This window comes from Bacillus cereus, from assembly GCF_002577405.1.
In the GTDB taxonomy this organism is placed as follows: domain Bacteria; phylum Bacillota; class Bacilli; order Bacillales; family Bacillaceae_G; genus Bacillus_A; species Bacillus_A cereus_AU.
Map to the genome: position 1 here is coordinate 133,296 of NZ_NULR01000005.1, position 14,682 is coordinate 147,977.

Sequence of the window (14,682 nt, forward strand, 5' to 3'; positions counted from 1 at the left end):
TGGACGATAGTATACCACTGACCCTTTATCCTGCATCAATGGGCAATAAGTGTCCGATTGATGCGGGATAATAATCCGTAGAATCCTCTAATTAAAATTTCACTTTATATGAAATAAGGTACGGTGAGAAAATGAGCAAACTTTCCCTTAAAATTGGGACATACTTTTTAATATTAGCTTTATGTATTGAAACCATTGCTTTCGTATCTTTTTACAAAAGTATTTCAAAAATGCGAGTTGAAGAGGAAACACTCGCTCTTTTAGAAAAAGGCAATCGGTATCGTAGTAAGATTGAAAAACGAGCAAAATGGAATGAGTATTCTAAACAACAACCACAACAGTACAATGATCGCCATAAACGACCGGTGTATCAAGATTTCACTATCGAGCATGCGGCTGAAGAGTTAATTGAATCCGAATTAATCGCTAACTCTGATATAACTATCATTATAACTGACAATAACGGCAAAATTATTTCCACCTCAGAACCCGTAACGAAAGAAATGCAAAAACATCTTAATTGTAAAACAAAACATGTTCCCAAAAATGGATTAATAGTAGATGGAAACTGGAAAAAATCAAAATTCATCTCAACAGTAAGCCCACTTGAAATAAAAGGATTTCAAGGTAACTTACATATGTTATTAAAAACATCCTTCTTAGAAGATATGTTACTTAAACTCATGAATCAATTTCTTATCATTAGTATTTTGACAATTATTTTAACAACTATTTCTGTCTTTGTTTTCTCACGCGTTATTACAGAACCGCTTATAAAAATGAAGAGAGCAACAGAGAAAATATCAAAATTAAACAAACCAATTCAATTAGGAATTAAACGAAATGATGAACTTGGAAGCTTAGCAAAAACGATTGAAGAGTTATCTAGTGAGCTTACGTATATGAAAAAAGAACGCAATGAATTTCTCGCTAGTGTTGCTCACGAGTTATTAACTCCATTAACCTATATGAAAGGTTATGCAAAGGTAGCAAAAAGAGATTCTCTAACGAAAGAAGAACGCGAAGAATACTTACAAATCATTGAAGACGAAACAGATAGTGTAACCGATCTCGTACAAGATTTATTTATGCTTGTACAATTAGAACAACACCAGTTTGTTATAAAAAAACAAAAAATGCTTCTTCAACCATTTTTAGAACGCATGGTTGAAAAAACAAAAACAACATTAACGAACAAACAAATGCAACTTCATGTATACTGCAAAGATGATTTAGAAGCGTGTATAGACGAAAGACGTATGGAGCAAGTGATGTTAAATTTATTGCATAATGCTTATCAGCATTCACCAGAAAACACTACTATAACAATACGTGTACTAACTGAATCAGATCATTTCACAATAAGTGTACAAGATGAAGGGGAAGGTATTCCAGAAGAAGATATCCCGCATATTTTTGATCGTTTTTACCGCGTTGATAAATCCAGAACAAGAGCTACTGGAGGAAAAGGTATCGGACTGGCTGTTGCAAAGGAAATCGTAGAATTGCACAACGGTTCCATTCAAGCAACAAGCGAATTAGGAGCAGGAACAACCTTTATAATCAAACTACCTTGTGAATAATAAGTGTGTGAAAACACCAGTAGTAGTAAACACTACTGGTGTTATTTTGTTCATAAAACCAGCTCATATAAGCTAAGCTTTTGAAATTATTCTTATTTCAATATAAAATAAAGGTACATTTGTCAAAGATTTGGAGGGTGATATAATTGGATATCCACGTATTAACAAAAGATGAAGCAGAAATTTACTTAGAACTTCGCGTAGAAGGATTAAAGCAAAACCCTGAAGCTTTCAGTTCTTCTTATGAAGATATTATTAATAAAGAGTGTGCTATTGAATATAAAGCGCAAAAATTAGCACAAGACGAAAACTATACACTAGGTGCATTTAAAGATGGCCAATTAATCGGAGTGGCAACGCTGGAAACGAAACCATATGTAAAACAAGAACATAAAGCTAAAATCGGTTCTGTATATGTCTCTCCAAAAGCACGCGGACTTGGAGCAGGAAAAGCACTTATTAAAGAATGTCTTGAGCTTGCTAAATCTTTAGAAGTAGAACAAGTTATGCTTGATGTTGTAGTCGGAAACGATGGTGCAAAGAAACTTTATGAGTCATTGGGCTTTAAAACATTTGGTGTACAAGAGCGTTCACTGAAATATAACGGACAATATTGGGATGAAGAGCATATGGTCTTATTCCTAGATGAAAATAAATAACAAAAAACATCCTCTCATATATGAGGATGTTTTTTACTGTCTTATAAACCATGCCATATTTAATAATTGAATCGCTTTTGCAAGTTCTTCTTCTGATAAAGTTGCAAATCCAAGTAGAACTACATTTTCAGGTGCGGTACCATCTTTATAGTACGTAGAAACAGGATATATTTTAATACGATGCTTCGTGGCTTCTTTAATTAATTCTTCTTCGCTCATTCCATTATGCACCTTTAATAAAATGTGTAACCCCGAATCTTCTCCTATCACTTCCACACGATTTGAGAAATACTTTTCTATTTCAAAAACAAGTCGATCTCTCTTCTTTCGATAGACGACACGCATTTTATGAATATGTTTTTCAAAATGCCCTTCATTTAAAAACTTTCTAATCACTTCTTGGTCTATTCTTGAAACACTTTGTGTATAAAACAAATACTGCTTTTGATACTTTTTAATCAGTTTCTTTGGTAATACCATATAGCTCATTCGTAACGATGGTAACAATGCTTTCGATAGCGTCCCCATATAAATAACTTTCCCATCTGCATCTAGCCCTTGCAGTGCAGGTATTGGCTTTCCTGAATAGCGAAATTCGCTATCGTAATCATCTTCAATAATATACCTACCTTCTTCTTTCTTCGCCCATTGTAAAAGCTGCATCCTTCTCGTAATAGGCATAATCATTCCATACGGGAACTGATGAGACGGTGTAACAAATACAACATTCGCATCACTATTCTCTAAATCTGCAATACAAATTCCATCCTTATCTAAAGATAACATCTGAACGCTTTTTTCTCCCTGTTCAAAAACAACCATTTTCCTATGATACCCTGGATTTTCGACTGCATAACAGCTTCCCTGTAATAACTGAAAAAGTAACTTTACTAATATTTGCGTACCCGCTCCTAATACAATTTGACTAGCTGAACAACGCACACCTCTAGATTCATACAAATACTTTGCAATTTCTTCTCTTAAGCTTACTTCTCCTTGTGGGTGACCAAGAAAGAGCAACTCATTATTGTATGGCTGCCATACGTCATTTATAAGTTTTCGGTACATATTGAATGGAAAAGTATTCGTATCGACTCCTGTTTGTGTGAAATCAAATGTATAACCCCTCTCCCGAAAGGGTATTTCCGCTATCCAATCTTCGCTTCCTTCTACATGAATCATTTGTTCAATTTTACACACGAAGTAACCTTTTCTCGAAATTGACTCAATATACCCTTCTGCAAGTAATTGCTCGTACGCCGCTTCTACTGTATTTTTACTTACTTGTAAATATATCGCCAGCTTTCTTTTAGCCGGTAATTTCGTAAAAGCTGGAATCGTTCCATCTTTAATCTCTTTTTTTATATACTCATACAATTGCACATACAACGCGATTTTACTTTGCGTATTTAAATTAGGCGTTAATTCTAACATAATATCTGACCCCTTAATAAAACTAAAATCTGATACTTTTTACAGTACCAGATTTTATATATAATTCCTTTTATCATGTCACACATAAAAAATCAAATACTAGAGAGGAGATGCATGATAGTGAACAATAGTAGACGTATTGGACTCATCATGATTATTACGGGAGCTACATTATGGGGATTGTCTGGCCCGATGATTCAGTGGCTATTTCAACATACTAACGTATCATCAATTGATTTTTTAACAATTCGCTTGTTGCTTGCAGGAATATTTATTTTGTCTTTCTTACTTATAAAGAAACAAAACATATTCCAGATTTGGAAACATCCTAGACAATCTATACAACTTATTATTTTCTCTATTCTCGGCATGCTTGGTGCGCAATACGCTTTTATCGAAACCGTTCATATTAGTAATGCGGTTACAGCAACACTATTTCAATTTCTAGGTCCTGTTCTTATTACCATTTATGTTGCCTTTGAACAAAAGAAATTCCCTGCTTCTATGCAAATGCTCGCAATTATAACCGCATTGACAGGGACATACTTCATTATTACAAACGGTTCAATTGAAAATATTGTTTTATCTAAAGAAGCCATTATTTTTGGCCTATTAACAGCAATTGGATTTGCATTTTATACCCTTCATCCGGCTTCCCTTATTAAAGAATGTGGAACAACTTTAGTAATTGGCTGGGGGATGTTAATTGGAGGGATCGCACTTCTTATTTGTAATCGTTCCTTTGGGTGGAATCAAATTCCGCAAACTTTCACACTCCAAACTTTTTCTATGCTTATTCTTATCATTATAAGTGGCACTCTTTCTTTCCTTCTTTATATCGGTAGCCTTAAATATTTAGCAGCAACAGAAACAAGTATTTTATCTAGTATTGAACCACTTGTAGCAGCCATCGTTTCAATCGCTTGGCTTAATGAATCTTTTGGAGCATATCAATTACTAGGCGGCGTATGTATCGTTCTTTCTGTTATTTTCTTAACAGTTCCTCAAAAAGAGCGCGAGCCAGCCTATTCAACTGAACAAATATAGAAAATGTCAAAAGAGGTCGTACAAAACTTACGACCTCTTTTTATATTTTAAAGGAATTGTCCCGCCTGCTAGCAAATACAATTACACTAACAATAAAAATTAGGAGTGTGGCACCATGAAAAAAATCAGAACTATGCTACTTTTCTCCTTTCTCATTACTGGCTGTGCGCAAGTGCAACCCGATTCAAATGTACCTAAAAAAGAAATACTAGAAACGTCATCCTCTCAAATTAACGCCCCTTCCTTTTTTCATCTTAGCGTTTTAAAAGATGTAAATTGGGAAGAAGCCCCATCTTTCGTAGAAGGAAAAATACCGTTAAAAGGTATCGAAGAAAAAATCGCAATGGCTGATAGCCCTATTATCGCAAATGAACAAAATGAAATAATGTGGTACTTTCTAGATCCTGAAATGCCAACAGGAAAATTATCTATTATTGCGCTAAAACAAGGATCTGTAACTCCAACACAAGTACTCTTTCAACAAGAAACTTCCAAACAAACTTGGACTGCTTCAAATACAATCGATTCTACTACAAACGAACTCCCTCTCACTATGTCACTACCTTCATCTGGATTATGGGTATTAAATATATATGTGAATGAAAAATATTATGATCAGTTTGTGATCACTGCGGAGTAAGTTGATAAAACTAATATACTTCCTTGCACCCGCTGAATTTTGAACGAGAGTCTTACTGCCAGCAAATAGCGAGATGAATAGTGGAGAAACATCAATAATTCTACACTTCTTCATTATTTTAATTTCTTACTTCAAAAAAGCAGTGCCTTTTTAGGCACTGCTTTTAACTATTAATAACTTGGCATTTTCGTAATCTGTGCCACTCCTGAATCAATGGCTGCTTTTGCTACTGCTTCTGCAACACTTGGAACAACTCTTTTATCTAATGGATTTGGAATTACATAACTCGCATGAAGCTCTTCATCCGTAATGATGTTAGCGATTCCATATGCTGCCGCTAATTTCATCTCTTCTGTAATATCAGTCGCTCGCACATCTAACGCACCGCGGAATATTCCTGGGAACGCCAATACATTATTTACTTGATTCGAGTAATCAGAACGTCCAGTTCCTACTACGGCTGCACCAGCTGCTAATGCATCTTCTGGGAATATTTCTGGAATTGGATTCGCCATTGCAAACACAATTTGCTTCTCATTCATCGTCTGTACAAGTTCTTTCGTTAATACGTTAGGGGCAGATACACCAATGAAAATATCAGCCTGATGAATCGCTTCCTTTAATGTTCCGCGCACGAATTCTCGATTTGTTTTCTTTGAAACTTCGATTTGCGCTTCATTCATCCATGTTTCCCCTTCACAAACAATACCTTCTAAGCTAACTAACGTAATATGTTTTGCACCGGCTTTTAATAATAATTTTCCAATTGCAATTCCTGCCGAACCAGCACCGTTAATAACAATTTTCACATTATCCATTTGTTTACTTACGACTTTTAGTGCATTAATAACAGCTGCTAAAACGACAATAGCTGTTCCATGTTGATCATCATGGAATACAGGAATATTCGTTTCTTCTTTTAATCTTTTTTCAATTTCAAAGCAACGTGGCGCTGCAATATCTTCTAAATTGATACCTGAAAATGTAGGCTCTAAATTTTTCACAAGGGTAACGATTTCATCTACATCCGTCGTTCCTAGACATAACGGGAATGCATCTACATTCGCAAATTTCTTGAATAAAATACTTTTACCTTCCATAACAGGCATAGCCGCTTTCGGTCCAATATTCCCTAAGCCAAGTACTGCAGTTCCATCTGAGACGACCGCTACCATATTACCACGTGCTGTATAGTCGTAAGCTGCTTCCTCATCTGCTGCAATTGCTTTGCAAGACTCCGCCACGCCTGGTGTATAAGTCAAGCTTAAATCATCCGCTGAATTCACTTCCACCTTACTTGTAATTTCAATTTTCCCTACTAACTCTTTATGCAATAACAATGATCTTTCATTAATTTGATTTTCTAACATACTTATAATCTCCCCTTAATTTGACAAGCTAGCTATATGAATATAGCTAGCTTGTTAATCATGAAAACATTTTTAATAAAATTGTCGCTGTTACGACCACTGCTGCCCCGCCTAAACGCGTTGAAATTTGCGCAAAAGGCATTAATTCCATACGATTTGAAGCTGATAGAATCGCAACATCTCCAGTTCCACCTAAACCACTATGACATCCCGTTACAATTGCTGATTCAACAGGATACATTTTCATCACTTTTCCTACAAGAAAACCTGATGCTACCATTGTAAGAACAACTGATGCACACACAACAACATATCCTACAGAAAGAACTGCCGCTACATCTTTTAACGGAATATATAGCAATCCTAAGCCGACCATTAACGGCCATGTTAAATTTTTTGAAATAAATTTATATAAATGGAATGCTCCTTGCTCCATTTTTGCTGGCATTAATTTAAAGTACTTCACAAGTGCTGCCGAGAAAATCATAATGATTGCCCCAGGAATACCGATGAACTTAGAAGCGAATCCTCCAAAGATGAAGAACGTACATGCAATTAATAAACCTGCTCCCATTAATGAGAAGTCAATTGGCTTCTCTGTATTTTGTTCTTTTAGTAATTCTGCTTGATTGTCTGTTTTCACTAATACACCGTTACCACTAAGCTCAGGTTTCTTCTCACCTAAACGCTTCATATAACCTGCACTCACAATTGCAAACATATTCCCGATAATAGCTGCAGGAATAAGTTGTGATACAAATGTTGCTGATGACTCATTTAAAATATCACCATAAGCTAACGATAATGGTAAAATCCCTTCTCCAATACCACCACTCACAATTGGTACAATGATAAAGAAGAATGTCTGCTTCATTTCAAATCCAAATAGTGAACCTACTAATAAGCCTACTGCTATAGAAGCTAGCGTCCCTACCACTAAAGGAATAAACATGCGAACGAAACCTTGTACTAATACTTTACGGTTCATTCCTAAAATACTTCCAACTACTAAACAAGAAATATATAAATATAAAAAGTTCGATTTTTTCATTAACATAGTCGCAGCTTCCATTGAAGCTGGATTCATCCAGTTAAAAAATACAAGTAACGATGGAACAAATAACGAAAGAATTGCTGGACCACCGATATTTTTTAAAATTGGAATTCTCATCCCAATGTCACCTAAAAAAATACCCATAATCATAATAACTGCAAATCCACCAATCATATCAGCTGGTAATTTATTATATACAGATGCCCCATAAATAATAGCAGCCAATACTACATATAACGGTAAAGGTATAACACCGATTTTTACATTCATAATTTTAGAAGCAAAAGATTCTCTTTGTACTTCATTCTCCTCAGATAATGATATCGCTTCCATATCCTTTCGAATTCCCATATGGCACCCCCTTGTTTTCTTAATAACAATATTAAAACGCTTTCAATAGTAAAAATAGTTTTTGTAAGTTTTGTAATTGATTTTGTAATTAAAAAAAGTATAAGCGACTTATAAATAAGTCGCTTATATGTAAAACTCTATTTTATTTTGGTCAACACATCTTAATTTACTCACAGGTCTTCCCACATGTTGATATACCATTTCGTTTTCTAACACTCCAATTTCAGTCAAAAACATTACATACTTTCGAATAGAAACTCTTGAAACTCCTACTAATTGCGCCATTTCATCTGTTGTAAACGCTCGTCCATTCAGTGACTCGATCTTCTGCCAAATTAATTGCAACGTTTGCTTCGTTAATCCTTTCGGAAGCTCTTTAGTGACAGTAGGCTCTCTTTTTTCTTTTTGCAAAATTAATGAATCTAATTCCGATTGACTAATTTTTTGTTGTTCCTTCATAAAAGTGAGTTTTTCTCGATATATAGTTAATGCCTCTTTAAATCGTTCAAATGTAAATGGTTTAATTAAATAATCTACAACCCCATATTGTAATGCTTTTTTAATACTCCCCATATCATGTACAGCTGAAATCATCATAATATCAATTTCTTTTTCTTGATTCCGAATATACATTAAAAGTTCGAATCCAGTCTCTTCAGGCATAAAAATATCAAGTAACACTAAATCTACTCGTGAGTTTTCTAATGCTTCTATCGCCGATTTAACTGAGTTAACTGCATGAATAAGTTCAAACCCTCCTACTTGCTCTAAATAATGTGTATTTAACATCGCTACCATCGGGTCATCTTCTACAATTAAAACTTTAATCATATTTGCCTCTCATCCCTACCTTTAGGTATTTCAATTGTTATCGTTGTTCCCTCTCCTAACAATGAGGAAATGTGAATCTCCCCATTTATTCGCTGTATACTTTCTTTTACAAGATACAAACCATACCCACGATTGTCTCCTTTTGTGGAATAACCTTTTGTAAATAATGTATATATCTCATCTTCTTTTATACCATTCCCCGTATCTTGTACTGTAATAGTCAATGTATCCCCATATTGTATCCCAATTTCAACTTGTTTCTTTTCACAATTCATCACTGCCTCTAATGCATTATCTATTAAATTTCCGACAATCGTAATAAGTTCATGAGTAATACTTTCATCATATATTTCTGGCAAGTAGGCATCTTCACTTATAATTAAATTTATATTTTTCTCTCTAGAATAGCTAAGTTTACCTAATAAAAAACCAGCGAATACTGGATTTTTAATTTTTTTCATAACCCCGCCAATTTCATATTGATGCTCTGATACCATACTACTCACATATTTTTGGAGTTCTTCATACTGTTTCATATGTGTAAGTCCTAGCACGACATGCATCTTATTCATAAATTCATGAGATTGTGCCCGTAGCGCTTCCGCATATAGCCTAATACCAGTTAATTCCTCTGCTAATTTTCTAATCTCTGTTTTATCACGAAATGTTGCAATCGCGCCAACTATTTCTCCTTTTACATACAAAGGAACACGATTCGTAACAATCGTAATTCCGTAAATATTTTGTTCTTCGTTTAATTGTACCACTCCTGTTTGCAGCACTTCTTTTATACGTGAATTAGGCATATACAATTCAACATCTTTACCGATAAAGTCGTCTTTAAGTCCGCTTTTCTTAAATAGCCGTTTTGCTTCATTATTAATTAACGTTACTTTCGCTTCTTTATCTACAGCAATAATACCTTCTTTGACCGATTGTAACATCGTATTTCTTTCTTCAAGAATTTTCGCTACCCTATGCGGCTCAAGACCGAATAAACTTTTCTTTATATGTCTAGCTAGCAATATCGCTCCTATAATGCCAACTAATAGCCCAACTCCAACACCGATATACATAATATGTCTACTTTCCTTAACTCGCTCTTTTACATTATCTGCTGAAATTCCAACCGCAACCACTCCAAGTTGTTCCCCTGTTTCAGAAAAAACCGGTATAAATGCTCTCATAGAGACCCCTAAAGTTCCTTTTGCTAGTGACACATGTTCCTTTCCCTTCAATGCCGTTCCTTCATCTCCTCCAATGAAATGTTGCCCTATTTTTTGAGGATTGGGGTGAGATTTCCGGATTCCATTCATATCCATAACTACAATAAATTGAACATCCGTACTCTTTAATAGCTTATTTGTATACACTTGAATCAAGGAAGGATCTACCTTCCCCGCCAACCCATCAATTACAATAGAATCATTTGCCACAATACGTGCAATTGTCTTTGCTTTCTCTGCTTGGCTTTCTTCTGTCGTTCGTTCAACATTATGGCTAATTAAAAAATCTGTTACGAGTAAAGAAAAAATTACAACTGTACACACTAGCAATGTAATCGTTTTCCATAAATTCCATAGTTTTTTTCTTTTTTTCATCCCATTAATAACTCCCCTAATTGCTGAATAGAAAAATAAGTAAGGTGATATTATATTCACCTTACTTATCTGCTGTTATTATACTTTAAATTTACTAGTCATTGCTTGTAGTTCTTCTGCCATCCCCGCTAAGTTTTGCGAAGCTGAACTAATTTCTTCCATCGAATTAACTTGTTCTTCTGTTGAAGCTGCAACACTTTGCATACTAGCTGTATTTTCTTCTGCAGCCGCTGCAATTTCATCAATAGCATTTGTTACTTCATTTGTATCTCCAGCGATTCTCTTCGTTGTTTCTACCATTTGATTAACTTGAGAAACAATCTGTGTAGTAGAACTTAAAATTTCCGCAAAACTTACTTTCGTTTTTGTTACAACATCTAATCCCTGCTGAACTTCCCCGCTCACATGATCCATTGCTTTAACAGTATGTTCAATATCAGCCTTAATTTCTGCAATTAAATTTGCAATCTCTCCAGATGATTCTCCTGATTGCTCTGCTAATTTTCTAACCTCATCTGCTACAATAGCAAATCCTCTGCCCTGTTCACCTGCTCTTGCTGCTTCAATAGCTGCATTTAAAGCTAATAAGTTCGTTTGAGTAGCAATGTTTTGAATTGCTTCAGAAATAGCCCCTACCTGCTTTGATTTCTCATCAAGAAGTTTAATAATAGCGTCTGACTGAGATACCGACCTAGAAATAGACTGCATTTGTTTTGCGGTTTGTTCAACCAATTCTTCTCCCTCTTCAGCTCTTTCTCTCGCATGTAATGAGGAGATGGAAATTGACTCCGCGCTTCCAGTTACATCTTGAATTGCTGTATTTACTTGTTGTAGTGTAGCCGCGCCTTCTTCAACACCTTGACTTTGTGATTCAGCCCCACCTGATACTTGTTCCATTGCAATTGTAATTTGATCTGTCGCATCATTCGCTTGCTGTACGCTCGCCGTTAACTCTTCTGCCGATGCTGCAACATGTTCTGCTGAAAAGCTAATTTGGGTAATAATATCTTGTAAAGATGTAGACATTTCATTAAATGAATTCCCTAATTTCCCTATGTCATCCTTGGAATGGATTGTAATTTTCTCTGTCAAATCTCCCTTACTAATTTTATGTGCCGAGTCCGCTATTTTTCGTAATGGTCTTGTAATAGAATTTGTAATGAAATAAATTAATATACTACCAAATGCAATAGCGATAGCAATGACAATCAAAGTCTTATAAAACACTGGATTCGCAGCTTGGGCAATTTCTTCGTCAAACATAACTCCAACTACTTTCCATCCTGTTTTCTCATTTGTCGCAAAGATTAAATTCTTTTTATCATCTTGCTCTGTGTAAGATACATTTCCTTGTTTGTCTTCATAAACTGGTTTAATCCAAGGCTCAGTAACCTTTGAACCTGGTTTTCTAGATGGATGGCTAACAATTTGCTTATTTTGATCTAAAATAACTGCATAACCTTTTTCACCAATGTTAATCATTTTTGAAATTTTTAAGATGTTATCCAAATTCAAATTAATGCCTATAACACCTTTACCATCTTTTACTTCTTTCGCAATTGTCACTACCATATTTTTTGTAGATGCTGATTGATACGGTGCAGTAACAATTACTTCCCCTTTATTCTCATGAGCTTCTTTATACCACGATCTATCTGTTGGATTATACCCCTCAGTCATTTGAATAAACGGTTCTCTTATAAACTTTCCCGTCTGCGTTCCAATATAAATACCTTCTACTTCCGGATGAAGATTTATATATTGCGATAACTTTGTTCTTACTAGTTCTTCTTGCCCATTTGGATATGTATCCTCTGTTAAGATGTCTGCAAAGTACGCCGCATCAACAAATTTCTCTTCTATATTTTGAGAAATAACAGTATTTAAAACTGAAATATTTTCCTTTGCTTTATCTGTAATTTGTTGTTCAAAATTTGTTTTAGCAGTTTGATATGAAACACTACCTATAATAAATCCCGGTACAGTTAAAATAATAAAAAATGAAATGATTAATTTTTTATTGATACTCATACCTTTAACCCCATTGAATATTTTTTGCATAATAAGCCTCCTTTATATAATGTGGAACACTTGTGTAATTTTATACAATTAGCATGTATAAAACAATATATAATGATAATATGTGATTTTTTCATCAATTATGCATTTTTACATATTCACTTCTCTTAAGCATTTTAACCATAAAAATAAGAGAACTTTAACATNNATGTTAAAGTTCTCTTATTTCTTAACAGCTTCTCTTCTAAAAACACACCTTGCAAAACTTCTCTTATAACTCCTTACCCCTCTGTCCATCACCTTATAGTTAAAGCTCTCCTTCCTAATTTATTTTGAGCTCTTTACATAACTAATTGCCTGACTCCCCATTTGCATCCACGCCTTTTCAAAGTTTTCTCTCGGCACTTTTACATTTAAGCTATCATCGAGAGGATCTCGAATATATACAGATTCCTTATCGTACCCAATAAGTACAACACAATGTTCATTATAAGTAATAGAAACATCTCCACTATTCGTTTCCCATATAGTAAATTCATCCGCATCTAATGGTGCAAATGTTGCATTCGTAATCATGACTACTGGTTGCCCTGCTTTTACACTCTTATACATTTCTTCTATACTCTTCCCTGTTAAATCCACAGCTTGATTTGGTAAATATTTTTTCGCTAATTGAAAAAGTGGTCCGTGATATACACCATACCCTGATTCAGAAAACGTATAAATATTTCCTACAAACCCTTCATTCGGATTCCCGCGTACACCATCGTCCATAAAATCAACTTTTTTTATTCCATTTGCTAATTTCATTTTATCTACTGAAATGCCTGCGTATTGTAACATCATCGCTAAGCTTGTCACTTCACAACCTCTATCTAGCTCTGGTAATTGCTGAATCAAAGGTACATTTGATAAGATGACCTTTTCATCATTATTACTAAACTCCATTCGTTTTCCGCTTTGTATACTGAAGAAATTTAACTGATCCACATACTTTGTAATTCCATTTGTATATATACTCCATACTGCTATACTAAGTAAAGCCATACATATATACCACTTCAATTTCCGTATCACTCTCACGCCCTTTTTAATTCGTTAAGTAAGAATAAAACGCGTCAGCATCTGTTCGAATCACCGGTACAAAATTTAATTCTTTTCCTTTTTCAGGATAATCTTTTTTTATTTTCACTGCCAAGTCTTGAATGTTCATATTTGTTTTGTCCATATTAAGCTCATCTGCCATTTGTATTACTTTTTGTTCATTAATTTCTCTTAATACTTGATATATATCTTTACCGTACAAATCAATATGATATTTTTTTGCTTCTTCTTGTACTTTTTGTTCGTACACTTCTTGTGCTAACTCTTCTATTTCTTTCTCTTTATGAGAAATACCTAACTTTCCTGCTTCTTCTCTTACTTTCGTTCCATAGATTTCTTCCTCAATGTCTTCTATTTCTTTTCCATTTGTCGAAATCCCTAATTTATCTGCTTCTTCATGTATTTTAATCGTATTAATTTGAGTAATTAAATTTACAATCGATGTATTCTCTATAGATATGCCTAATTTCAATGCTTCTTGCTTCACTTTTGTTTCATAGATTTCTTCTGAAAGAGTTCCAACATCTTTTCCTTCAATCGAAATTCCTAACTGTTCTGCTTCTCTTCCTACTTCTGTTTCATGAATTTCTTTTTCTAACGTAATTTGCTCTTTACCTTCCGTTTCAATACCTAGTTTCTCTGCTTTTTCTTCTGTATGCACTGTATGTATCTTGCCATCGTTTAATTGTTCTTTACTGCGCTGCGCATAATCTGTCTTTCCTTTTTGTGCTTCAGAAGGAGAGGCACCCCCTAATATACTTAAACTCATTACTCCAATAGTGAATACCGCCATCATTTTCTTTTTCATATTTACTTCCTCCCTCTTTCACTGTCTTTTCCATCATTCCCATAATTTTTTTAATACTATACATACATCTCATCACTGCTTGAGATAACATTATGATCGATAAAACCCTCTCAAATACACCTCTATAATTGCTTCTTCATGTATCGAACTTTCTTTATACAATACATAATATAAACAGTTC

Annotated in this window: 12 protein-coding genes and 1 pseudogene; 4 read left to right on the forward strand and 9 right to left on the reverse strand. The window is 34.5% G+C overall.

Annotation, left to right across the window (positions count from 1 at the left end; all coding sequences use genetic code 11):
• The first annotated feature begins 131 nt into the window (after positions 1–131).
• Complete coding sequence (locus COC96_RS07960; RefSeq protein ID WP_098269270.1) at positions 132–1,583, forward strand: HAMP domain-containing sensor histidine kinase; 1,452 nt, start codon at positions 132–134, stop codon at positions 1,581–1,583.
• 146 nt (positions 1,584–1,729) lie between these two features.
• Positions 1,730–2,242 carry a GNAT family N-acetyltransferase gene (locus tag COC96_RS07965; RefSeq protein WP_000351216.1) on the forward strand — a complete coding sequence of 171 codons (513 nt, stop codon included), beginning with the start codon at positions 1,730–1,732 and terminating at the stop codon, positions 2,240–2,242.
• A gap of 33 nt (positions 2,243–2,275) precedes the next feature.
• On the opposite strand, the gene pdxR is transcribed toward COC96_RS07965, so the two are convergent.
• Positions 2,276–3,676 (reverse strand): MocR-like pyridoxine biosynthesis transcription factor PdxR, encoded by a 1,401-nt coding sequence (pdxR, locus tag COC96_RS07970; RefSeq protein ID WP_098768632.1) that lies wholly within the window; start codon positions 3,674–3,676, stop codon positions 2,276–2,278.
• Positions 3,677–3,796: 120 nt separating this feature from the next.
• Between pdxR and COC96_RS07975 the strand changes: the two genes are divergently transcribed.
• Together COC96_RS07975 and COC96_RS07980 are read left to right on the forward strand one after the other, a co-directional pair.
• Positions 3,797–4,723, forward strand: coding sequence for a DMT family transporter (locus COC96_RS07975; protein WP_098269272.1), 927 nt, complete (start codon positions 3,797–3,799; stop codon positions 4,721–4,723).
• A gap of 115 nt (positions 4,724–4,838) precedes the next feature.
• Complete coding sequence (locus tag COC96_RS07980) at positions 4,839–5,363, forward strand: DUF4871 domain-containing protein (protein ID WP_098269273.1); 525 nt, start codon at positions 4,839–4,841, stop codon at positions 5,361–5,363.
• Between the two features lie 170 nt (positions 5,364–5,533).
• Here the strand turns inward: COC96_RS07980 and COC96_RS07985 are convergent, their stop codons facing one another.
• The 8 genes and pseudogenes from COC96_RS07985 to COC96_RS08015 all read right to left on the reverse strand — a co-directional run bounded on the left by COC96_RS07985 (position 5,534) and on the right by COC96_RS08015 (position 14,501).
• Positions 5,534–6,733 carry an NAD(P)-dependent malic enzyme gene (locus tag COC96_RS07985; protein WP_098269274.1) on the reverse strand — a complete coding sequence of 400 codons (1,200 nt, stop codon included), beginning with the start codon at positions 6,731–6,733 and terminating at the stop codon, positions 5,534–5,536.
• Positions 6,734–6,791: 58 nt separating this feature from the next.
• Positions 6,792–8,138, reverse strand: a complete 1,347-nt coding sequence (locus tag COC96_RS07990; RefSeq protein ID WP_000512840.1) for a 2-hydroxycarboxylate transporter family protein — start codon at positions 8,136–8,138, stop codon at positions 6,792–6,794.
• Positions 8,139–8,261: 123 nt separating this feature from the next.
• Positions 8,262–8,969: a response regulator gene (locus COC96_RS07995; RefSeq protein WP_098269275.1), complete on the reverse strand. Its 708-nt coding sequence runs from the start codon at positions 8,967–8,969 to the stop codon at positions 8,262–8,264.
• The gene (locus COC96_RS08000) at positions 8,966–10,570 is read right to left on the reverse strand and encodes a sensor histidine kinase (RefSeq protein ID WP_098269276.1); all 1,605 of its coding nucleotides are present in this window, start codon (positions 10,568–10,570) and stop codon (positions 8,966–8,968) included. The genes COC96_RS07995 and COC96_RS08000 overlap by 4 nt, the downstream gene beginning before the upstream one ends.
• Positions 10,571–10,648: 78 nt before the next feature.
• Positions 10,649–11,596 (reverse strand): methyl-accepting chemotaxis protein, encoded by a 948-nt coding sequence (locus tag COC96_RS28680; RefSeq protein ID WP_441293645.1) that lies wholly within the window; start codon positions 11,594–11,596, stop codon positions 10,649–10,651.
• Positions 11,588–12,631: pseudogene (locus COC96_RS28685) on the reverse strand (HAMP domain-containing protein); the annotation flags it as partial. The gene COC96_RS28680 and the pseudogene COC96_RS28685, both read right to left, overlap by 9 nt.
• A gap of 285 nt (positions 12,632–12,916) precedes the next feature.
• Entirely contained in the window at positions 12,917–13,666 is a 750-nt protein-coding gene (locus COC96_RS08010; RefSeq protein WP_141536046.1) for a C39 family peptidase, read from the reverse strand.
• A gap of 13 nt (positions 13,667–13,679) precedes the next feature.
• Positions 13,680–14,501, reverse strand: coding sequence for a transporter (locus COC96_RS08015; protein WP_098269279.1), 822 nt, complete (start codon positions 14,499–14,501; stop codon positions 13,680–13,682).
• Positions 14,502–14,682: the final 181 nt, after the last annotated feature.